The sequence below is a fragment of the Mycobacterium sp. TY815 genome (genome assembly GCF_030755135.1).
Lineage (GTDB): Bacteria > Actinomycetota > Actinomycetes > Mycobacteriales > Mycobacteriaceae > Mycobacterium.
In genome coordinates this window covers 3,000,690-3,022,446 of sequence record NZ_JAUFRX010000001.1, presented here as the reverse complement: position 1 = coordinate 3,022,446, position 21,757 = coordinate 3,000,690, and the positions used below count along the sequence as shown (strand labels likewise).

General features: G+C 67.6%; 21 protein-coding genes and 1 pseudogene. 12 read left to right on the top strand and 10 right to left on the bottom strand.

Going from position 1 to position 21,757, the window contains the following annotated elements; genetic code table 11:
* The first annotated feature begins 33 nt into the window (after positions 1-33).
* From QXK92_RS13030 to QXK92_RS13020, 3 genes are all read left to right on the top strand, one after another.
* Positions 34-426 (top strand): hypothetical protein, encoded by a 393-nt coding sequence (locus QXK92_RS13030; RefSeq protein WP_306242020.1) that lies wholly within the window; start codon positions 34-36, stop codon positions 424-426.
* A gap of 424 nt (positions 427-850) precedes the next feature.
* A complete protein-coding gene (locus QXK92_RS13025; protein WP_306242019.1) occupies positions 851-1,288 on the top strand; it encodes an ATP-binding protein in 438 nt (145 codons plus the stop codon).
* A 7-nt stretch (positions 1,289-1,295) separates the two neighbouring features.
* Positions 1,296-2,084 carry an RNA polymerase sigma factor SigF gene (locus tag QXK92_RS13020; protein WP_306242018.1) on the top strand — a complete coding sequence of 263 codons (789 nt, stop codon included), beginning with the start codon at positions 1,296-1,298 and terminating at the stop codon, positions 2,082-2,084.
* Here the strand turns inward: QXK92_RS13020 and QXK92_RS13015 are convergent.
* The 8 genes and pseudogenes from QXK92_RS13015 to QXK92_RS12980 form a co-directional block, all read right to left on the bottom strand.
* Positions 2,055-2,441, bottom strand: coding sequence for an STAS domain-containing protein (locus tag QXK92_RS13015; RefSeq protein WP_306242017.1), 387 nt, complete (start codon positions 2,439-2,441; stop codon positions 2,055-2,057). The two genes, QXK92_RS13020 and QXK92_RS13015, sit on opposite strands and share 30 nt — an antisense overlap.
* A 277-nt stretch (positions 2,442-2,718) precedes the next feature.
* Positions 2,719-4,512 (bottom strand): acetyl/propionyl/methylcrotonyl-CoA carboxylase subunit alpha, encoded by a 1,794-nt coding sequence (locus QXK92_RS13010; protein WP_306242016.1) that lies wholly within the window; start codon positions 4,510-4,512, stop codon positions 2,719-2,721.
* A gap of 128 nt (positions 4,513-4,640) precedes the next feature.
* On the bottom strand, positions 4,641-5,060 hold the full coding sequence (locus tag QXK92_RS13005) for a SufE family protein (protein WP_306242015.1): 420 nt from the start codon (positions 5,058-5,060) through the stop codon (positions 4,641-4,643).
* Between the two features lie 4 nt (positions 5,061-5,064).
* Complete coding sequence (locus QXK92_RS13000) at positions 5,065-5,958, bottom strand: sulfurtransferase (RefSeq protein ID WP_306242014.1); 894 nt, start codon at positions 5,956-5,958, stop codon at positions 5,065-5,067.
* A 14-nt stretch (positions 5,959-5,972) separates the two neighbouring features.
* Entirely contained in the window at positions 5,973-6,461 is a 489-nt protein-coding gene (locus QXK92_RS12995; protein WP_306242013.1) for a pyridoxamine 5'-phosphate oxidase family protein, read from the bottom strand.
* A gap of 10 nt (positions 6,462-6,471) precedes the next feature.
* Positions 6,472-7,113 carry a nucleoside triphosphate pyrophosphatase gene (locus QXK92_RS12990; RefSeq protein ID WP_306242012.1) on the bottom strand — a complete coding sequence of 214 codons (642 nt, stop codon included), beginning with the start codon at positions 7,111-7,113 and terminating at the stop codon, positions 6,472-6,474.
* Positions 7,110-7,430: pseudogene (locus QXK92_RS12985) on the bottom strand (acyl-CoA carboxylase subunit epsilon); the annotation flags it as partial. The gene QXK92_RS12990 and the pseudogene QXK92_RS12985, both read right to left, overlap by 4 nt.
* Positions 7,406-9,046 carry an acyl-CoA carboxylase subunit beta gene (locus QXK92_RS12980; protein ID WP_306242011.1) on the bottom strand — a complete coding sequence of 547 codons (1,641 nt, stop codon included), beginning with the start codon at positions 9,044-9,046 and terminating at the stop codon, positions 7,406-7,408. The gene QXK92_RS12980 and the pseudogene QXK92_RS12985, both read right to left, overlap by 25 nt.
* Positions 9,047-9,110: 64 nt before the next feature.
* On the opposite strand from QXK92_RS12980, the gene QXK92_RS12975 reads away from it, so the two are divergent.
* The 3 genes from QXK92_RS12975 to QXK92_RS12965 are packed head-to-tail and all read left to right on the top strand — an operon-like array spanning position 9,111 to position 12,021.
* Positions 9,111-10,688, top strand: a complete 1,578-nt coding sequence (locus tag QXK92_RS12975; protein ID WP_306242010.1) for an FAD-binding protein — start codon at positions 9,111-9,113, stop codon at positions 10,686-10,688.
* Complete coding sequence (locus tag QXK92_RS12970) at positions 10,685-11,491, top strand: biotin--[acetyl-CoA-carboxylase] ligase (RefSeq protein ID WP_306242009.1); 807 nt, start codon at positions 10,685-10,687, stop codon at positions 11,489-11,491. Before QXK92_RS12975 ends, QXK92_RS12970 begins: the two co-directional genes overlap by 4 nt.
* An 11-nt stretch (positions 11,492-11,502) precedes the next feature.
* Entirely contained in the window at positions 11,503-12,021 is a 519-nt protein-coding gene (locus QXK92_RS12965; RefSeq protein WP_306242008.1) for a PH domain-containing protein, read from the top strand.
* Here QXK92_RS12965 and QXK92_RS12960 read toward each other — a convergent pair.
* Positions 11,976-12,674 carry a GtrA family protein gene (locus tag QXK92_RS12960; protein WP_306242007.1) on the bottom strand — a complete coding sequence of 233 codons (699 nt, stop codon included), beginning with the start codon at positions 12,672-12,674 and terminating at the stop codon, positions 11,976-11,978. The two genes, QXK92_RS12965 and QXK92_RS12960, sit on opposite strands and share 46 nt — an antisense overlap.
* Before the next feature lie 99 nt (positions 12,675-12,773).
* Between QXK92_RS12960 and QXK92_RS12955 the strand changes: the two genes are divergently transcribed.
* The 6 genes from QXK92_RS12955 to QXK92_RS12930 all read left to right on the top strand — a co-directional run bounded on the left by QXK92_RS12955 (position 12,774) and on the right by QXK92_RS12930 (position 19,194).
* Positions 12,774-14,012: a 5-(carboxyamino)imidazole ribonucleotide synthase gene (locus tag QXK92_RS12955; RefSeq protein ID WP_306242006.1), complete on the top strand. Its 1,239-nt coding sequence runs from the start codon at positions 12,774-12,776 to the stop codon at positions 14,010-14,012.
* A complete protein-coding gene (purE, locus tag QXK92_RS12950; protein ID WP_306242005.1) occupies positions 13,999-14,517 on the top strand; it encodes a 5-(carboxyamino)imidazole ribonucleotide mutase in 519 nt (172 codons plus the stop codon). The genes QXK92_RS12955 and purE overlap by 14 nt, the downstream gene beginning before the upstream one ends.
* A gap of 20 nt (positions 14,518-14,537) precedes the next feature.
* Complete coding sequence (locus QXK92_RS12945) at positions 14,538-15,707, top strand: acyl-CoA dehydrogenase (protein ID WP_306242004.1); 1,170 nt, start codon at positions 14,538-14,540, stop codon at positions 15,705-15,707.
* Between the two features lie 252 nt (positions 15,708-15,959).
* The gene (locus tag QXK92_RS12940) at positions 15,960-17,150 is read left to right on the top strand and encodes a PP2C family protein-serine/threonine phosphatase (protein WP_306242003.1); all 1,191 of its coding nucleotides are present in this window, start codon (positions 15,960-15,962) and stop codon (positions 17,148-17,150) included.
* A gap of 74 nt (positions 17,151-17,224) precedes the next feature.
* The gene (locus tag QXK92_RS12935; protein ID WP_306244393.1) at positions 17,225-18,757 is read left to right on the top strand and encodes a CHASE3 domain-containing protein; all 1,533 of its coding nucleotides are present in this window, start codon (positions 17,225-17,227) and stop codon (positions 18,755-18,757) included.
* Positions 18,754-19,194 (top strand): response regulator, encoded by a 441-nt coding sequence (locus tag QXK92_RS12930; RefSeq protein ID WP_306242001.1) that lies wholly within the window; start codon positions 18,754-18,756, stop codon positions 19,192-19,194. The genes QXK92_RS12935 and QXK92_RS12930 overlap by 4 nt, the downstream gene beginning before the upstream one ends.
* Here the strand turns inward: QXK92_RS12930 and QXK92_RS12925 are convergent.
* A complete protein-coding gene (locus QXK92_RS12925) occupies positions 19,180-21,447 on the bottom strand; it encodes a bifunctional SulP family inorganic anion transporter/carbonic anhydrase (RefSeq protein ID WP_306242000.1) in 2,268 nt (755 codons plus the stop codon). The genes QXK92_RS12930 and QXK92_RS12925 overlap by 15 nt on opposite strands.
* Positions 21,448-21,757 lie beyond the last annotated feature (310 nt).

Sequence of the window (21,757 nt, the reverse complement as noted above, 5' to 3'; positions counted from 1 at the left end):
GCAGGCGATCGGCGAGATACAAGAGGTGCTCCGATGCGAACAGCAGACGAGAGATTGCGCAATGGTGACCGCGCGGGTCAGGACGACAGGGAAGTCCATGCCGCCATCCGCTTCGCCGCCTTGGCCACCGCCGCCGCGGTCGGCTTCGTCGTCATCGCGGCGTTGTGGGTCAGCACCTGCGGCGGCGCCAGCACCGACACCGTCGCCTGCGGTCCGCCGGAGCGCACGATGCTGGCGTTGGGCGGTCCGCTGATCCTGCTGGTCGCCGGCTTGTGGGCGTTCGTGCGGACCTACCGGGTGTGGCGCGACGAGGGCACCTGGTGGGGGTGGCACGGCGCCGGATGGTTCCTGCTGACGTTGATGTTGGTGACCCTGGCCATGAGCGTGCCGCACATCGCGGGGCCGGCCCTCGCCCTCGCATTCTGATATCCGCGGCATTAGCCGCGAATAGTCAGCTCTGTGCCCTCCGGCTGGCGCATCGATCCGCTGTGCGGCCGAGCATTGTGGTGGCGGCGGGCTGCGTCAGGAAGGTCACACACGGAAACCTGGTCGGCGGAGTTTTATCCGTACCGACATTGGGGTATCAACTCTGCACCATGATGAGTAACGGCAGTTCCGCGTCAGCGTGGTTACCCCATCATGGGGAACCGAATTACGTCGACACCGATCCAGACCCTTTTCGCACCGGGGATTGTGCCGGTTATGTCGACTTCGCCCGCAACTGGTTAGATACCCGGTGGCGATCATGACCAACCGGCTCGACCCCTTGGTCCACGGCGGGCCGCAATCCGGCGACCCTGCCGGGACCCCTGCCGGGAGTAGTGTCGGCCGAATATTGCCGGGAGGCCAGATGACCGATGCGGAACAGCGCGCTGACGGGCGCCAACGCGGATACCGCGCCGTCGAATTGAACGTTGCCGCACGGCTGGAGAACCTGGCGATGCTGCGCACCTTGGTGGGTGCCATCGGCACCTTCGAGGACCTGGATTTCGACGCGGTAGCGGATCTGCGGCTGGCGGTAGACGAGGCCTGCACGCGTCTGATCCGCTCGGCGACGCCCGGCGCGGTCCTGACGCTGGTGGTCGACCCCCGCGACGACGAACTCGTGGTCGAGGCCTCCGCGGCCTGCGACACGCATGACGTCGTGGCGCCGGGCAGCTTCAGCTGGCACGTCCTGACCTCCCTGGCCGACGATGTCCAGACTTTCCATGACGGTCGCGAGCCCGACGCCGCGGGCAGTGTCTTCGGCATCTCGTTGACCGCGCGACGGGCGGCCCCCAGTAAGTGACTGCCAGTTGACACAGCAAACTGCCGGCGGTTCAAATTCGCGTCCCAATGAATACGCCGATGTCCCGGACATGTTCCGTGAGCTGGCCGGCTTCCCGGCCGGCTCGGCGGAGTTTCAGCGTCATCAGGACAAGATCGTGGAACGCTGCCTGCCGTTGGCCGACCACATCGCTCGCCGGTTCGAAGGCCGGGGGGAACCCCGCGACGACCTGATCCAGGTGGCCCGCGTCGGGCTGGTCAACGCGGTGGTCCGCTTCGACGTCGAAACCGGTTCTGATTTCGTCTCTTTCGCCGTGCCCACCATCATGGGTGAGGTCCGGCGGCACTTCCGCGACAACAGCTGGTCGGTCAAGGTTCCGCGCCGGCTCAAGGAACTGCACCTGCGGCTGGGCACCGCCACCGCGGAGTTGTCGCAGCGACTGGGCCGAGCGCCCACCGCCACCGAGCTCGCCGCCGAGCTGGGTATGGACCGCGCCGAAGTGGTGGAGGGCCTGGTTGCCGGCAGCTCCTACAACACCCTGTCCATCGACAGCGGTGGCGGCAACGAAGACGACGACGCGCGCGCCATCGCCGACACTCTGGGCGACGTCGACCAGGGTCTGGACCGCATCGAGAACCGCGAAGCACTGCGCCCGCTGCTGGAGGCGCTGCCGGAGCGGGAACGAATGGTGTTGGTCCTGAGGTTCTTTGAGTCGATGACGCAGACTCAGATCGCCGAGCGGGTCGGCATCTCGCAGATGCACGTATCCCGCCTGCTGGCCAAGTCGCTAGCTCGACTCCGGGATCAACTGGAGTAGTCGCGCCTGCGCCGGCTGTTTCGGCCCGGCGGTGGGCAGCACCCCGTCGGGGTCGCAGATGCGCAGCAACCGCGCGACGGCCAGGCTGGGCACTATCGCCCAGCGCACATCGGCTCCCGAGCACACCACATTGATCCGGTGTAGAGCCGAAAATCCGGCTGTGCCAATAAATTTCAGGCCCGTCAGATCCAGCGTCAGCCAGCGGCAGTGCTTGACGCACCGCGCGACGTATTCGGCGAGCAGGTCAGCGTTGGCGGCATCAAGCTCACCGCAAGCGCTGACCATGCCTGAACCCTGTTCCCATTGGGCGTTGAACTCGGCGTTCTCGCATTTCAGCCAGGTTTGTGTCACAGACATTTGTGAACTCCATCAGTCGACGATCGTTCGTTGCTGTGGATCACATCGAGTAAGCGAAATGCCGCGGTCGGAAGTCGCACCTACAAGACGGTGTTTCCAGGCGGCTGTGAACTCAACCTGCTTTCGACCCTACCCGCGGTCTGCAGGCCCGACAAACGAGGGAGCCCTATTCACAGGAACGGTCGAGTGTGCGGCTGTAACGCCCCCGCCGGCGTGTCGGCCGCGGTGTGCGCACACTCGACGCGGTGTGCGCACACTCGACGCAGTCTGCAAGCGCCTACTTGATCTCGGCGAGCACCGTGCCCTGAGTGATGGCGGCGCCGGGCTCCACGGCCAGACCGGTAATGACACCGTCCTTGTGCGCGGTCACCGGGTTCTCCATCTTCATCGCCTCCAGGACCACCACCAGGTCGCCCTGAGCGACCTCCTGGCCCTCCTCGACGGCAACCTTGACCACGGTGCCCTGCATCGGTGCGGTCACCGCGTCGCCGGAGGCGGTCGCGCCGGAGTGCGCACCCCGCTTGCGCGGCTTGGGCTTGCGGCGCACCACGCCGACGGCGTCGGGCGCACCGTTGGACAGCGCCAGATCGCCGGGCAGCGAGACCTCGACGCGGCGGCCGTCGACCTCGACGACCACCTTGTGCCGCGGCCGGCTCTCTTCTTCATCGATCGGGTCGCCGCCGGTGAAAGGCTCGATGGTGTTGTCCCACTCGGTCTCGATCCAGCGGGTGTGCACGGTGAAGCCGTCTTCGTCACCGATGAACGCCGGGTCGGAGACAACGGCGCGGTGGAACGGGATCACCGTGGCCAGGCCCTCGACCTCGAATTCGTCCAGGGCGCGCCGGGCGCGGGCGAGCGCCTCGTGCCGGTCGGCGCCGTAGACGATCAACTTGGCCAGCATCGAGTCGAACTGGCCGCCGATCACCGAGCCGGACTCGACGCCGGAGTCCAGGCGCACACCGGGGCCGCTCGGCGGGTGGAACTTGGTGACCGGGCCGGGGGCGGGCAGGAAGCCGCGGCCGGCGTCCTCACCGTTGATGCGGAACTCGATGGCGTGCCCGCGCGGCGTCGGGTCTTCAGTGATGTCCAGCTTCTCGCCGTTGGCGATCTTGAACTGCTGCAGGACCAGGTCGATGCCCGCGGTCTCCTCGGTGACCGGGTGCTCGACCTGCAGACGGGTGTTGACCTCCAGGAACGAGATCAGGCCGTCCTGGCCCACCAGGTACTCGACGGTGCCGGCGCCGTAGTAATGCGCCTCTTTGCAGATCCGCTTGGCCGACTCGTGGATCTCCTTGCGCTGCGCGTCGGTCAGGAACGGCGCAGGCGCTTCCTCGACCAGCTTCTGGAAGCGGCGCTGCAACGAGCAGTCGCGGGTGCCGGCGACGATGACGTTGCCGTGCTGGTCGGCGATCACCTGTGCCTCGACGTGGCGGGGCTTGTCCAGGTAGCGCTCGACGAAGCACTCGCCGCGACCGAAGGCGGCGACCGCTTCGCGCACCGCGGACTCGTACAGGTGCGGAATCTCCTCGATGGTGCGGGCCACCTTCATGCCGCGCCCGCCGCCGCCGAAGGCCGCCTTGATCGCGACCGGCACGCCGTATTCCTGTGCGAAGGCGACCACCTCGTCGGCGTCCTTGACCGGGTCCGGGGTGCCCGGCACCAGCGGGGCCTGGGCACGGGCGGCGATGTGGCGCGCGGTGACCTTGTCACCGAGGTCGCGGATCGACTGCGGGCTGGGCCCGATCCAGATCAGGCCGGCGTCGATCACCGCCTGGGCGAAGTCGGCGTTCTCCGACAGGAAGCCGTAGCCGGGGTGCACGGCGTTGGCACCGGATTTGGCGGCCGCGTCCAGCAGCTTGCCGAAGTCGAGGTAGGACTCGGCCGAGGTCTGCCCGCCCAATGCGAACGCCTCGTCGGCGAGCCTGACGTGTGGCGCGTCCGCGTCGGGCTCGGCGTAAACAGCCACGCTGGCCAGTCCGGCATCCCGGGCTGCCCGGATCACCCGGACTGCGATCTCACCGCGGTTTGCGACCAGAACCTTGGAGATCTTCGAGCTGGCGTGACTGGGCACTAGCGCCTCCTGTATCGACGTCTTCTTCGTCTGTCGTGGAAGAAATTTCTCTTTAAGAGATTTTCTTACAAGTCTTATCGGGGGAAGTTTATGCGGCGCGCCGCGGAGGCGGTCACGCGGTTCCCCCTTCAGGCTGCTTCGCGCAGCCGTCTTTTGATTCGCGTCAGCATCGCCGACATGCCGCGCAGCCGAAGAGGGCTGATCAGAGCGGCCAGACCGAGTTCGGTATAGAAATCTTCGGGCACCCCGAGGATGGCGTCGGCCGGTTGCTCGTCCAGCCCGGCCGCCAGAATGGCGGCGAATCCGCGCGTGGTGGGTGCCTCGGCGGGAGCGCTGAAGTACAACCGCACCCGGTCCGGGTCGCTGGCGTCCACATGGAGGAACAGCGGCGACTGACACTCGGGAACCGGCTCCATCGCCGCCTCGGCGAGATCGGCCGGGAGTGCTGGGAGCTCGTTGGCGAACTCCAGCAACAGCTGCAGCTTGTCCTGGCCCTGGACCTCGGCGAAGTCGGACACCACGTCAGCCAGGGGCGCCGGCATGCTCATCGGTTCATCGCCCTGGTGCTTCACCTGGCTCAATGCCGGCGACGATCGGCACCCGCACGGTGTTGCCCCACTCGGTCCACGAGCCGTCGTAGTTGCGCACATCCGGCTTGCCCAACAGGTGGGTCAGCACGAACCAGGTGTGGCTGGACCGCTCGCCGATGCGGCAGTAGACGATGGTCCGGTCGTCGGGGCTCAAGAAGTCGTACAGCTCGTCGAGCTCCTCACGGCTACGGAAGCGCCCGTTCTCGTCGGCCGCCTTGCCCCACGGAATCGACCGCGCGGTGGGGATGTGGCCGGCGCGCAGCGCGCCTTCCTCGGGGTAGTCGGGCATGTGGGTGCGCTTGCCGGTGTATTCGTCGGGAGAGCGCACGTCGATCAGCGGCTCACTGCCGATGGCCTGCAGCACGTCGTCCTTGTAGGCCCGGATCGGGGCGTCGTTGCGTTGCACGACGGGGTAGCCCGACGAGTTCCGGCGGGGCACGTCCAGGGTGGTGTCGCGCCGCTCGGACAGCCAGAGGTCCCGCCCGCCGTTGAGCAACCGCACGTCGGGGTGGCCGAACAGGGTGAACACCCACAGCGCGTAGGCAGCCCACCAGTTGCTCTTGTCTCCGTAGATCACCACGGTGTCATCCCGGGCGATGCCCTTGCTGTCCATCAGCGCGGCGAACTGCTCGCCGTTGATGTAATCCCGCACCCGTGGGTCGTTGAGGTCGGTGTGCCAGTCGATCTTGACGGCGCCGGGGATGTGGCCCACGTCGTAGAGCAACACATCTTCATCAGATTCGACGATCGCCAGGCCGGGTGAGCCCAGGTGGGCGGACAGCCAATCGGCGGTCACGAGCCGTTCGGGATGGGCGTAGGCCTGCAGGGTGGGGCTGGGATCCGGAGGAAGCGGCACGTGCGCCAGCCTACTCAGTGCTTGCGCACCACCCGCTCGGCCTGGCCCGGCTTCCAGATGGTGATGTCCAGGTGGCCGTCGCCGACGTGTACCGCCGAGGCTCCGGTGATGTCGACGCCGATGAGATCGAACTCCTGGCCGCGCAGGTCGAGCCCGATCTCGTCGAACAGCGCATCGGCGAAGCGCTGGTTCAGCGGGCCGTAGGGGACGGTGTGGGCCCGCCCCCACAGCTTGGCGTCACCGTCTTCGACCTGCGTGTCGACGGTGGCGGTGTGCAGGCATAACCGCGGATCACGTTGCAGATCGCGGTATTTCGTGGTGTCCGGCATGCCGGAGATCCACAACTGGTCTTCGAATATCCGCGGCTCCATCGGGCTGATCCGCGGGAAGCCGTCGGAGCGCAGGGTGGCCAGCATGCACAGGTTGCCCGTGGCGCGATGACGGCGGATGAAGGTGGCCGCGATCTGAGGGGCCTGCGTGACGAACTCGGTCCAGGTGGCCATGGTTTCGAGGCTAGGCGGCGTTGCCCGCCCACAGGTCGCCGACCGACAATCCGCAGCGCGCCAGCAGCGAGCGCAGCAGTGGCAGGCTGACGCCGATCACGGTCGACGGGTCGCCGTCGACTCCGTCGATGAACCACCCGCCCAGGCCGTCCACCGTGAACGCTCCGGCGACGCGCAGGGGCTCACCGCTGGCCAGGTATGCCTCCAGGTCGGAGTCCGTCGGTGTGCCGAAATGCACCGTGGTGATTGATGTTTCGGATTCCACGCGGACCACTCCATGGTCGCGCAGCTGAATCAGGCAGTGCCCGGTGTGCAACTGCCCGGAGCGCCCGGCCATCGACCGCCACTGCTCGCGGGCGTCCTCGACGGACGCCGGTTTGCCGCACAACCGGCCGTCCAGGTAGAGCATCGAATCACAGCCCAGCACAACACAATTCGCGGTCACGTCGCGCTCGTCAACCGTGGCCGCCACGTGTTCGGCCTTGGCGCGGGCCAGCGCGCGCACCACCTCGTCCGGCGCGGCCTCGGGTCCCAGCGCCGCGATCATCGCGTCCTCGTCGAGGCCGGAGACCCGCACCAGGGGATCGACGCCTGCCTGACGTAGCACTTTGAGCCGGCCCGTCGAGGCCGACCCGAGCACCAGCCGCGTCATTGGCGCATGTGCGTCATTTCCTGCAGGGTGATCCGCTGCCAGCTGTAGACGGGATAGCGCAACTGATCCACCGGCAGGCCCCAGCGGGAGGGCTCGGGCGGGGCCGGCTCGGGCGCATGCCCGATGGTGCCCAGGACGGCGACCAGCGCGGCCAGCTCCTGGTCGGTGGGGTGCCCCCGCAGGACCTGGAGGTGCGGCTCGTGCGGGTGCGGCACCCCGGTGCCGTCGGTGCCTTCGGTCACGTCACTCACGTCGCTCACGTCACTCACGTCGCTCACGTCGCTCACCTCGCTCACAGGGGAATGTTCCCGTGCTTCTTCGGCGGCAACTGTGCGATCTTGCGCTCCAGCAACCGCAACGCTGTGCCGATGTAGCCGCGGGTGTGCGACGGTGGGATCACCGCGTCGACATAGCCGCGCTCGGCGGCGATGTACGGGTTGACCAGCGTGTCCTCGTACTCCTGCTGCAACTCCAGCCGCAGCGCGTCCACGTCCTCGCCGTTCTTGGCCGCTTCGGCCAGCTTCTGGCGGTAGACGAAGCCGACCGCGCCCGAGGCGCCCATCACGGCGATCTGTGCCGTCGGCCAGGCCAGGTTGACGTCACAGCCCATGTCCTTGGAACCCATGACGCAGTAGGCGCCGCCGTAGGCCTTGCGGGTGATGACCGTGATCTTGGGGACGGTGGCCTCGCCGTAGGCGTACAGCAGCTTGGCGCCGCGCCGGATGATGCCGTTGTATTCCTGGCCGGTGCCGGGCAGGAAGCCGGGGACGTCCACCAGCATGACGATCGGGATGTTGAAGCAGTCGCAGGTCCGGACGAACCGGGCGGCCTTCTCCGAGGCGTTGATGTCCAGGCAGCCGGCGAACTGGGTGGGCTGATTGGCGACCAGGCCCACCGGCCGGCCGTCGATGCGCCCGAACCCGACGACGATGTTCTGGGCGTACCCCGCCTGGATCTCCAGGAACTCGTCGTCGTCGAGGATCCGGGTGATCACCTCGTGGATGTCGTAGGGCTGGTTGGGCGAGTCCGGGATCAGCGTGTCCAGCTCGAGGTCCTCGTCGGTGAGGTTCTCCTCGATCGCCCCGGCGGGCACCGGGAACGGCTCGCGGGGGGCGTCGGTGGCGTTGTTGGGCGGCAGGTAGCTCAGCAGGTCACGGACCCACTCGAAGGCGTCCTGCTCTCCGGAGGCGACGTAGTGCAGCGTGCCCGACTTGGCCATGTGGGTGTGGGCGCCGCCGAGTTCCTCCATGGTGACGTCTTCGCCGGTGACGGTCTTGATGACGTCGGGGCCGGTGATGAACATCTGGCTGGTCTGGTCGACCATGATCACGAAGTCAGTCAGCGCGGGGGAGTAGACGTGCCCGCCGGCCGCGGCGCCCATGATCAGCGAGATCTGCGGGATGACGCCCGAAGCCAGGATGTTGTTGCGGAAGATCCTGCTGTATAGGCCGAGGGAGACCACACCCTCCTGGATGCGGGCGCCGGCGCCGTCGTTGATGCCGATCAGCGGCCGGCCGGTCTTGATGGCCAGCTCCTGGACCTTGACGATCTTCTCGCCGTAGACCTCGCCCAGGCTGCCGCCGAACACGGTGGCGTCCTGGCTGAAGATGCACACGTCGCGCCCGTCGATGGTGCCGTAGCCGGTGACCACGCCGTCACCCACCGGGCGGTTCTTCTCCAGCCCGAAGTTGGTGCTGCGGTGCTTGGCCAGTGCGTCCAGCTCGACGAACGAGTCCTCGTCGAGCAGGGCGGTGATGCGCTCGCGAGCGGTGAGCTTGCCCTTGGCGTGCACCTTGTCGACGGCCGCCTCACCCACCGGGTGCAGCGACTCTTCTCTGCGCTTGTGCAGCTCCGCCAACTTGCCCGCGGTGGTGTGGATGTCGATGGTGTGCTCGGCAGCGGGTTCGGCCGTGTGGTCGGCAACGCTTGTCATGGGAGTCGATGTTATCGGCAGGCCCCTGCCCGGTCCTTAAGCAGCCCTTAAGTAGTCTCCGGTCATGGGCGCCCAAGGTGCGGTGGACTGGTCAGAAGAGCGCGACGTCCTGGTTGCCGGGTCCGGCGGCGGTGGTGTCACCGGCGCGTATACCGCCGCCCGCGAAGGCCTCGACGTGCTCATGATCGAGGCGACCGACAAGTTCGGCGGTACCACCGCGTATTCCGGTGGCGGTGGGGTGTGGTTTCCGTGTAATCCGGTGCTGTTGCGGGCCGGTAACTGGGGCGGTCTCGAAGACACCATCGAGGACGCACTGACCTACTACCACGCGGTGGTCGGCGACCGGACTCCACGTGACCTGCAGGAGACCTTCGTCCGTGGCGGTGCGCCGCTGATCGAATACCTCGAGCAGGATCCCGACCTGAAGTTCGTGCCGTTGCCGTGGCCCGACTACTACGGCAAGGCGCCGAAGGCCCGCCTGGACGGCCAGCGCCACATCGCGGCCAAGCCGCTGAAGGTGGCCGCCGCTCCCGAACTGCGCGACGCGATCCGCGGGCCGCTGGACACCGATCGGCTGGGCGCACCGACCCCGCCCGACTACTACATCGGCGGCCGGGCGCTGATCGCACGGTTCCTCAAAGCCATCGGCCAGTACCCCAACGCCACTCTGCGCCTCAACACAACGCTGGTCGAGCTGGTGGTCACCGACGGCGCCGTCCAGGGTGCCATCGTCGAGAGCGAGTGCAAGCGCACGGCCATCTGGGCCCGTCGCGGAGTGCTGCTGGCAGCGGGCGGCTTCGAGAACAACGACGAGCTTCGCCGCCTTCATGGCGTGCCGGGAGTCGCACGCGACACCATGGGCGGCCCGGGCAGTCTGGGCCGGGCGCTGCAGGCGGGCGTCGCGGCCGGTGCGGACACCGACCTGCTGGACCAGGCGTGGTGGTCGCCCGGCATGACCCACCCCGACGGCCGCTCCGCCTTCGCGCTGTGGTTCACCGGCGGCATCTTCGTCAACCAGGACGGCGACCGATTCGTCAACGAGTCCCGGGCCTATGACCGGGCCGGCCGCGAGATCATCGCCCAGTTGCAAGACGGCTCGCTGGCCCTGCCGTACTGGATGGTCTACGACGACAAGGAAGGCGAGCGGCCGCCGGTCAAGGCCGCCAACGTCCCGATCGTCGAGACCGAGAAGTATGTCGAGGCCGGGCTGTGGCACACCGCCGACACGCTGGAGGAATTGGCCGCCAAGATCGGTGTCCCCGGGCCGAGACTGGCTGCCACCGTGGCCCGCTTCAATGACTTCGCCGGCACCGGAGTCGACAAGGATTTCGGCCGCGGCGACGAGGCGTTCGACCGGGCGTTCTCCGGCGGCGCGTCGCCCCTGGTGCCCATCGACCGGCCGCCGTTTCACGCCGCCGCGTTCGGCATCTCGGACCTGGGCACCAAGGGCGGGCTGCGCACCGACACCGCGGCGCGGGTGCTCGACAGGTCCGGGCGCCCCATTCCGGGCCTGTATGCGGCCGGCAACACCATGGCCGCACCCAGTGGGACCGCGTACCCGGGTGGCGGCAACCCGATCGGCACCAGCATGGTGTTCAGTTACCTGGCCGTGCGGGACATGCTGGATAGGCTGACCGGATGACTGATCGGGATCAGCTGTTCGACGAGGCCGCACTGCGCACCCAGGTCATCGGCGGGCAGTCCTACTGGCAGCGCCTCGATGTCGTCGGACAGACCGGTTCCACCAACGCCGACCTGCTGGCGCGCGCCGCGTCCGGCACCGACATCGACGGCCAGGTGCTGATCGCCGAGCACCAGACGGCCGGGCGCGGGCGCCATGACCGTCAATGGGTGTCCCCGGGAGAGCAGATCACCATGTCGGTCGGCGTGCGGGTTGATGACGTCCCGACCTCCGGCTGGGGGTGGCTGTCACTGGCCACCGGCCTGGCGGTGGCCGACGCGGTGGCCACCGCCACCACCGTCGAGGCGGGCCTCAAGTGGCCCAACGACGTGCTGACCGGGCACGGCAAGCTGGCCGGGATCCTGGCCGAGGTGACCAAGCCGTACGCGGTGATCGGCGTCGGCCTCAACGTGAGCGAGGCCCCGGCCGGCGTGCCTGGAGCCACCTCGTTGCGGGGCGAGGGGGTCGAGCACCCCGACCGCGACGTGCTCGTCTGCCGGATCCTGCGCGAACTCGGGGAGCGGATCACCGGCTGGCGCGCCGCCGACGGCGCCGACCCCCAGCTGGCAAACGACTACCGGGCCCGCAGCCTGACACTCGGTTCACGGGTGCGCGCCGAACTTCCCGGTGGCCGGCAGATCGTCGGGATCGCCCGCGACATCGACGAGCAGGGCCGGCTGATCCTGGAAACCTGGGACAGCGACGCCGCGAAGTCCGGCGAGACCGTCGTGATTTCCGCGGGCGATGTGGTGCACCTGCGGTAATCTCGCGCGACATGGGCTACCCCGACAACGCGCTGGCCGCCGGCGAGCAGGTCGTGATTCATCGTCACCCGCACTGGAAGCGGCTGATCCTGCCCGTCCTGACGTTGCTGCTGGTGACGGCGCTGGCGGGGGTGGGGTCGGGCTTCGTCAACTCGACCCAGTGGGCGCAGCTCACCAAGAACATCCTGCAGGGCGTCGTCTGGGGCATCTGGCTGATCATCATCGGCTGGCTGACAGTGTGGCCGTTCCTGTCCTGGCTGACCACGCACTTCGTCGTCACCAACCGGCGGGTGATGTACCGGCACGGGGTGCTCACCCGCAGCGGCATCGACATCCCCCTGGCGCGGATCAACAGCGTGGAATTCCGGGACAAGATTTTCGAGCGGATGTTCCGGACCGGCACGCTGATCATCGAATCGGCGTCCCAGGACCCGCTGGAGTTCTACAACATTCCGCGGCTACGCGAGGTGCACGCGCTGCTGTATCACGAAGTCTTCGACACCCTCGGCTCGGAGGAGTCGCCAAGCTGAGCCGCGCCCGAGGCGCCCAGGCGCCCGGTGCCCTTGGCCCGCCGGTTGCGCCACGACTTCAGCAGCGTGACGTTGCTGTCCTCCAGCCCGCCCTCCAAGGCGTCCTCGAAGACCTCGGCGATGCCGCCGGCCGTCAGCGCGGACTCCAGCGCCTTGTCCGGGTTGCGCGCGAACTGGTCGGGGAACACCCAGCGCCGGAACGCCCAGAACCGGAATGCCATCTGCAGCAGGTTGCCGACGATGTAGGCCGACAGGAAGTCGGCGAGGTTCTCCACCGTCAGCGTCACGTTCGGCACCCGCAGTTGCAGCACGTAGCTGGAGAACCACAGCGGAGCCATGCTCAACAGCACGCCCACGCCGCTGAACGCGAAGAACAGCAGGGCCTCGTGGTGGCGCTCGCGGCCGCCGCGGTCCCGGAAGCTCCACTCGCGGTTGAGCACGTAGGACGCGATGACCGCCACAATCCCGGCGATCACCTTTGCCGTGACCGGCTTCGATTCGAGAATTGTGAGCTTCAGCGTGTAGAAAATTGCCGAGTCAATGATGAATGTGGTGCCGCCCACGATGGCAAATTTGATCAGCTCGTGGTGGCGCATCGCAAAGGGTTGAACCACCCCGGGGAGGCGCGCAATTGTGGCATCGGCAAAGGACACAGCACGCCAGTCTACGGACGATCTCGAATTCGGCGCAAAATGGTACATAACGATTTGGTACGAGAGCCGGAAAACACGCCGGTCAGGCGCCGTGACAACATGATGGCCGTGCCGAGACCACGTACCCCGCTGGTGGCCATGGTCGGCGGTGGGCAACTAGCCCGGATGACCCATCAGGCCGCCATCGCCCTGGGGCAGAGCCTGCGCGTGCTGGCTAACACCGCCGACGAGCCGGCCGCCCAGGTCGCCCCCGACGTGGTGGTCGGCTCGCACACCGACTTGGAGGACCTGCGCCGGGTCGCCGCCGGTGCCACGGCGCTGACCTTCGACCACGAGCATGTGCCCAACGAACTGCTGGTCAAGCTGGTCGCCGAGGGCGTCAACGTGCTGCCGCCGCCGGAGGCGCTGGTGCACGCCCAGGACAAGCTGGTGATGCGGCGGCGGCTGGAGGCTCTCGGTGCCCCGGTGCCGCGCTACCTGGGCATCGAAGACGCGGACGCGCTGGATGAGCTGGACACGTTCGCGGGGGAGGTGGGCGGCCCACTGGTGGTGAAGGCGGCCCGCGGCGGTTATGACGGGCGCGGCGTGCAGATGGCACGTGATCTTGCCCACGCCCGCCAGATCGCGGGCGAGTACCTCGCCGGCGATGTGTCGGTGCTGGTCGAGGAGCGGGTGGCGCTGCGCCGCGAACTCTCGGCGCTGGTCGCCCGCTCGCCGTTCGGCCAGGGTGCGGCGTGGCCGGTGGTCGAGACGGTGCAGCAGGACGGCATCTGTGTGCAGGTGATCGCGCCGGCGCCGGATCTGGCGCCGGATGTGGCCGCCGACGCCCAGCGGCTCGCGCTGCGGCTGGCCGGGGAGCTGGGCGTGGTCGGCGTGCTGGCCGTCGAACTGTTCGAGACAACGGGGAGCGCTGCTGGGCCCCTCCTAGTCAATGAGCTGGCGATGCGACCACACAATTCCGGGCACTGGACCATGGACGGTTCCCGCACCAGCCAGTTCGAGCAGCACCTGCGCGCGGTGCTGGACTACCCGCTGGGCGACACCGACGCCACCGTGCCGGTGACGGTGATGGCCAACGTGCTGGGCGCGGCGCAGACACCGGACATGAGCATCGACGAACGGCTGCACCATCTGTTCGCCCGGATGCCCGATGCCCGCGTACACCTCTACGGCAAGACCGAGCGCCCTGGCCGCAAGGTCGGTCACATCAACTTCCTCGGCACCGATGCCGCCGGTCCGCAAGACCTCGCCGAGCTGCGCGAACGTGCCGATCTGGCCGCACACTGGTTGGCCCACGGGCAATGGACGGATGGATGGGATCCACATGACCATGACTAACCCCCGGGTCGGCGTGATCATGGGCAGCGACAGCGACTGGACGGTGATGCAGGACGCCGCGGCCGCGCTCACCGAGTTCGACGTTGCGCACGAGGTCCGCGTCGTGTCGGCGCACCGCACCCCGGGTGTGATGTTCGACTACGCCCGGCAGGCCGCCGATCGCGGCATCGAGGTGATCATCGCCGGGGCGGGTGGCGCCGCCCACCTGCCCGGGATGGTGGCCTCGGCGACGCCGCTGCCGGTGATCGGCGTGCCGGTACCCTTGGCCCGGCTCGACGGCCTGGACTCGCTGCTGTCGATCGTGCAGATGCCGGCCGGCGTTCCGGTGGCCACGGTGTCCATCGGCGGCGCCCGCAACGCCGGTCTGCTGGCGGTCCGGATGCTCGGATCGTCAGATCCGGAACTACGGGCGCGCATTGTCGCGTTTCAGAATCAGCTGGCCGAAACCGTGCGAGCCAAGGATGCGGAACTGCAAAGACTTGCGGGTAAGTTAGCCCGCGAATAGGAAAGAGGAGGCTGGCAGAGATGGCTGGTTGGTCCGGAGACGCGTCGTTCGATTTGTTCCAGTTGCCCGAGGAACACCAGGAGTTGCGGGCGGCGATTCGCGCGCTGGCGGAGAAGGAGATCGCGCCGCACGCCGCCGACGTGGACGAGAACTCCCGGTTCCCCCAGGAGGCGCTGGACGCACTCAACGCGTCCGGCTTCAACGCCGTGCACGTGCCCGAGGAGTTCGGCGGTCAGGGCGCGGACTCGGTGGCGGCCTGCATCGTCATCGAGGAGGTGGCCCGGGTCGACGCCTCCGCCTCGCTTATCCCCGCGGTCAACAAGCTGGGCACCATGGGGCTGATACTGCGCGGCTCCGACGAGCTGAAGAAGCAGGTGTTGCCCTCGATCGCGGACGGCTCCGCCATGGCCTCCTATGCACTGAGCGAACGTGAGGCGGGCTCGGACGCGGCGTCCATGCGGACCCGGGCCAAGGCCGACGGAGACGACTGGATCCTCAACGGCGCCAAGGCCTGGATCACCAACGGCGGCAAGTCGAGCTGGTACACGGTGATGGCGGTGACCGACCCGGACAAGGGCGCGAACGGTATCTCCGCGTTCATGGTGCACATCGACGACGAGGGTTTCACCGTCGGCCCCAAGGAGCGCAAGCTCGGCATCAAGGGCTCGCCCACCACGGAGCTGTACTTCGAGAACTGCCGGATTCCGGGCGACCGGATGATCGGCGATCCCGGCACCGGGTTCAAGACGGCGCTGGCCACCCTGGACCACACCCGCCCGACCATCGGCGCCCAGGCCGTCGGCATCGCCCAGGGGGCGCTGGACGCCGCGATCGCCTACACCAAGGACCGCAAGCAGTTCGGTCAGTCGATCAGCGACTTCCAGGCCGTGCAGTTCATGATCGCCGACATGGCGATGAAGGTGGAGGCGGCGCGGCTGATGGTGTACTCCGCGGCCGCGCGCGCCGAACGCGGTGAGGGCAACCTCGGCTTCATTTCCGCGGCGTCGAAGTGTCTGGCGTCGGATGTGGCCATGGAGGTCACCACCGACGCGGTACAGCTGTTCGGCGGTGCCGGTTACACCGTCGACTTCCCGGTCGAGCGGATGATGCGCGACGCCAAGATCACCCAGATCTACGAGGGAACCAACCAGATACAGCGGGTCGTGATGTCACGGGCGCTGCTGCGCTGAGCACCTCTGGTTAGATGCCATGCAGTTTCTTCAACTGGGGAGAGAACCCCAGTCCAACCGCTTAGTATCCAGCTGACGACCAAGTCCCCGCGATTGAGCAGCCAGTCGGGGTGGCAACGAACGCGCAGGGGCGGTGTCGGCGTACTCGCCGCTGCCGTCGCGCTGTCGTGCCGCTCAAACGTTTCCACTGCCCAGGGGGTGTGAGGTGACTGAGGCGATTGCGCCTGCGCACCGCGGACCGGCGGGTCCCTCATGACGGTGGCCGGTCCCTTGGACCCGGCGGCGACGTGGCAATCGCTGTCTCTTCTGCTCGTGGAGGACGACCGCGCGGACGCCGTGCTGGTCGAAGAACTGATCGCCGACACCGTCGCCGACATCGAGGTGGTGTGGGCGCAGTCGATGGAACACGCCGAGCGCCAGCTCGCCTCCGCCCGGCCGGACTGCGTCCTGCTCGACCTGAACCTGCCCGACGCCAACGGCATCGACGCCCTGGACCGCATCCTCAAGAGCGACGCCACCGTGCCGATCGTCGTCCTGACCGGACTCAACGACGAGTACTTCGGCGCGTCCGCGGTGGCCGCCGGTGCGCAGGACTACCTGGTGAAGGGCCGCGTCGAACCCGAGATGTTGCGGCGCGCGCTGTTCTACGCGATAGAACGCAAGCGCGCCGAGCTGATCGCCGCCGACCTGCACGCCAGCCAGCTGCGCGCCCGCGAGAACGCGCTGCTGGAACGGGGCTTGTTGCCGTCCCCGCTGCTGCTGGACGACCCGGGCGTCGACATCGTGGCCCGATACCGGCCGAGCCGGGAGAACGCCCTGCTGTGTGGCGACTTCTACGACGTGGTGCAGACACCCGACCGGGTGACCCACGTGCTGATCGGCGACGTCGCCGGGCACGGCCCGGACGAGGCGGCGCTCGGCGCGGCGCTGCGGATCGCTTGGCGCACTTTGACTTTCGCCGGTATTCACGGTGTGGAACAGATGCGTCAGCTGGAACGGGTGCTACACGCCGAACGGGCCGAGAACGGCGTCTTCGCCACGGTGCTCAGTTTGGCGATTCCGGCACAGGGGCCGGTCACCTCCATCCGCGCGGGTCATCCCGGGATGCTGCTGCACGGGCCCGGTTCGGTCGAGTGGATCGAGCCTCCGTACGGTCCGGCACTGGGCCTGCGCGGCAGCGACTGGCCGCAACACCAGCTGGAAGTGCCGGCCGGTCACGGATTGCTGCTGCTCACCGACGGGCTCTTCGAAGGCTACGCGGGCCGCGGGCCGCGCCGGCTCGGCGAGGACGGCCTGCTCGAGCTGGCGTGCCGGCACGCAGGGCTGGCCGGTGCGCAGTTCGTCGACGCCCTGATCGACGGAGCCCAGGAGCTGGCTCAGGACCAGGGTGGGCTCACCGACGACATCGCGGTGGTGCGCGTGGAGCGGACCGGTCGCCCGTGAGGACCGACGCGTCGGGTTCGCTGCCGAAAAAGCAGTTCACCGTCAGGGGATGGCTCGCCCTCGTGCTGTCCACGATGGGCCTACTGGTGCTGCTGGGTGCGGTGATCGGTGCCGTCCTGCTGGACCGCACCGACGAGTTGGCCCGCGAGCTCCGAGACAACATCCAGCCCGCGCGGGTATCGGCGTACCAGTTGCAATCGGCACTGCGTGACCAGGAAACCGGGCTGCGGGGATACCTGATCTCCGCGGACCGGCAGTTCCTCGGGCCCTACTACGAGGGGGTGGCCGCCGAGCAGGTCGCCGCCCGGGAGCTGCGGGGCAGGCTCACCCGTCGCCCCGACCTGACCGCCGACCTGGATGCCATCGAGGCCACCGCCGCCAATTGGCGCAGGGATTACGCTGAGCCGCTCATCGCGAGCGTGACCCCGAACACGCCGGCCGTGGTGCCCGGCGCGACGGTGGCGCTTGGCAAAGCCGAATTCGACTACATCCGACAGCTTTTCGCCGCGCAGAACGACCACCTCAGCGCGGCCCGAGACCGCGGCGCCGGCCAACTGTTACGCATGAACAACTGGCGGGACCAGGTGCTGGGCGCCATGGTGCTGATTTTCTTCGTCACGGCGGCCCTGCTGGGGATCCTGGTGCAGCGTGCCGTCTCCCGTCCGCTGGCCAGGCTGGCCGCTTCGTGCCGGCAGATCACCGACGGCCACTTCAGTGACAGCATCGAACCGCCGCGCCGGCCCGCGGATATCCGGGGCATCGCTGTCGACGTGGAGAACATGCGGCAGCGGATCGTTTCCGAACTCGAGGCGTCGCAGTCGGCCCAACTCCAGCTGGACGAGCAGGCGGCCGAGCTGCGCCGGTCCAATGCGGAGCTCGAGCAGTTCGCCTACGTCGCGTCCCACGATCTGCAGGAGCCGCTGCGCAAGGTGGCGTCGTTCTGCCAGCTACTGGAGAAACGCTACGGCGACAAGCTCGACGAGCGGGGCATCCAATACATCGATTTCGCCGTCGACGGCGCTAAACGCATGCAGGTGCTGATCAACGACCTGCTCAGCTTCTCCCGGGTCGGCCGCCTGAACACCAAGTACACCAAGGTGGAACTCGGCACAGCCCTGGACACGGCAGTCGCCAACCTCGCCGCGGCGATCGAGGAGTCCGGCGCCGAGGTCGTCCACCCGAAGCAGCCGCTGCCCCAGGTCTTCGGCGATCCCACGCTGCTGACGATGTTGTGGCAGAACCTGATCGGCAACGCCGTGAAATTCCGCCGGGAAGACCGCGCGCCGCGCATCGTCATCGCTTGTCGCCAGGGTGTCGACAACCACCGCGGCAACTGGGTGTTCAGCGTGTCCGACAACGGCATCGGCATCCCCGAGGAGTTCGTCAGCAAGGTGTTCATCATCTTCCAGCGCTTGCACGGCCGCGACACCTATGGTGGAACCGGGCTGGGACTGGCGATGTGCAAGAAGATCGTCGAACACCACGGCGGGACAGTCTGGATCGACACCACTTACACCGATGGGACGCGCTTCGAATTCACGCTACCCATACCGGAATCCGAGGCTGAACCCGACGCTGAGGCCACACTCGAAGGAGCAGACGCATGACATCACCCGCCCGCGCAATCGACATCCTGCTCGTGGAAGACGACCCCGGCGACGAGCTGATCACCCGGGAAGCGTTCGAGCACAACAAGCTCAACAACAGGCTGCATGTGGCGCACGACGGTGAGGAAGGCCTGAACTACCTCTACCGCCGGGGCGGCTACGAGCACGCGCCGCGGCCGGATCTGATCCTGCTCGACCTCAATCTGCCGAAGTACGACGGCCGGCACCTGCTGGAGAAGATCAAGTCCGACCCGGAGCTGAGTCGAATTCCGGTGGTGGTGCTCACCACGTCCTCGGCCGAAGAGGACATTCTGCGCAGCTACAAACTGCACGCCAATGCCTACGTCACGAAGCCGGTGGACCTGGACCAGTTCATGAATGCGGTGCGCCAGATCGACGAGTTCTTCGTGCAGGTGGTTCGTCTACCGAACGGCTGAGACCGCTTCCTTCGCAACCGGGCTCGCTTCGGTGGCGTGCACGATGCCGTGCTCGTTGATCTCGTGTACGTGCACGGTCGCGAAGTCGAAGAAGATGCCGACGACGCGCAGCTGCCCGGACGCCACCAGCGGCGCCAGGAGCGGGTGGCGCGTGAGTCGCCCGACTTGGACGGCGACGTTGACGATCGACAGCTGGTCGAGTTCGCTGAAAGCGAAGCCGTTGGACGTGCTGCTCAGCCGGGCGGGGTGGCAGTCCCGGAACGCGGCGACGCTGTCGTCCGCGTAGTGCAGCCACTGGCCTATCGGTCGGTTCGCCACGCCGGTGTCGTCGTTAAGCACCACCTGCATCGCGCGGCACGACGAATGTCCGCAGACGACAACCGAACTGACCCCCAGCTGGTTGACCGCGAAGTCCAGCGCGGCATCCACGGAGCGCTCGGCGGGATCGGTGGGCACCAGATTGCCGACATTGCGGACGATGTAGAGATCCCCGGGCCGGCTGGCCGTGATGGTGTCCGGCAGGATCCGGGAGTCGGCGCAGGTGAGGAACAGGGTGTCCGGGTTCGGCGAACTGACGAGTTCGTGGACGTGCCGGTGCAGGGCGCCCACCCCCACGCGGTGGTACTGCTTGACGCCGTCCAGGATCGACGAGTCCGTACCGCCATCATTGGCATCACGCCGCGACGGCCACGGAGCTTCGCGCAACGAGCGCGCGGTGTAGTGGCGTTTGGGCGGGCTGCTGTGCGCGCTGGACAGATTGGCGGGCGAAGTCTCGACGATGTGCACCGAGCCTCCGGTCGCCTCGTGCGCGGTCTTCCAGTCCGAAATCGCTTCGGAGATCGAGTGATCGATGTAGTCGGCGTTCAGGTTGAGGGTGACCTCGGTACCCGGCGGCAGTGTCGACAGCACATTGGTCAACCGCGGCAGTAGCAGGAAGCTCAGGGTGCCGTCGATGTCGACGTGCCACTGCTTGGATTCGTCGCCGATCGGCCGGGCCTCGATGGGCGCGCGGACCAGTCGCACCAGCAGGAAGAGGATTGCGATAGCGAGCCCGATCGCCACCCCTTCCAGCAGATTGAGGAACACCACGCAGACGATGGTGATGGCGTAGATGACGAAGTTCCCGGTGCGTACCGCGACCCTGATGTGGGCCAGCTTGATGAGCTGAATGCCGATCAGGATGAGCAGGCCCGCCAGCGCTGCCTTGGGAATCAGCTCCACCAGACTGGTCAGCAGCGACGCGAACAACAGGATCCAGACGCCGTGCAGCACCGCCGATGTGCGGGTACGGGCACCCGCTGCCGCGTTGGTGGAGCTGCGCACGATGACGCCGGTGACCGGTAGTCCGCCGAGCAGGCCGGAGACCACGTTGGCGCTGCCCTGCCCGAGCATCTCCCGGTTGAAGTTGGTGCGCGGCCCGCTGTGCAACTTGTCGATGCCCACCGCGGACAGCAACGACTCGACGCTGGCGATCAGCGCAACCGTCACCACCCCCAGTGCGACCGCGCCGATCTCCTGTGTCCACGGGTGCCCGCCCGGCGATAGCGGCGGTAGGTGGGGCAGCCCGATGGCTTCAAAGAAGTTGCCGGACAGGTTGATTCGCTCCACCTGGAGGTCGACGATCAGAGACAGGGCGGTGGCCGCCACGATCGCCACCAGCGCACCCGGGATGAACCTGACCTTGGGTGGCAGCTTCGGCCACAGCAGCAGAATGGCGATCACGGTGCTGCCGACGATCACCTCGTGCAACTCGTGGTTCAGGATTCCGCTGGGCAGCGCCTCGATGTTCGCCCACGCGGAGCTGCGCGACGATCCGCCCAGCAGCACGTGAATCTGCTGCAACACGATGGTCACGCCGATACCGGCCAGCATGGCGTGTACCACCACCGGGGCGACGGCCAGTGCGGCACGCGCGACCCGCACCAGGCCCAGCAGGATCTGCACGGCTCCCGCGCAGACGGTGATCACACACGTCATCTCCCAGCCGAACTCGTCAATCAGTCCGGCCACCACCACCGTCAGGCCCGCGGCCGGTCCGCTGACCTGCAGCACCGACCCGCCGACCGAGCCGGCGATGATGCCGCCGCTGACCGCGGCGATCAGCCCGGCCATCAGCGGCGCCCCCGACGCGATCGCGATACCCAGCGACAGCGGCAGCGCCACCAGGAAGACGACCAGTGATGCCGGGACGTCGTAGCGCAAGTTCGGCAGGATCTTTCGCGACTGCTGCGGCTCGACGACAGCGCTACTCATAACACTCCTCTGGGTCGGTCTGCCCAGGCAAACGGACCGGCGTGAACGGATGGGGTCCATCTGATGTCCACCGGGCGTCGGCGACCCGGATTCGCCATATATTTGTGATCAGCAAATTTCTTTGAATCCCACTACCAACGCCTGACCAAATCGTCCATGTGGGCCTGCGGGATTCGGCAAATCCCACGCCGATTCATTCCCAATTCAAAGAATGCGCGGCGCCGCCCCGGGCTGCACCAGCGGAACGTTGGGGTTCGGTGAGAGTCCGCGCTTCTGATCTAAGGTGAGGGCGCTGTCTACCGGGAGAGGG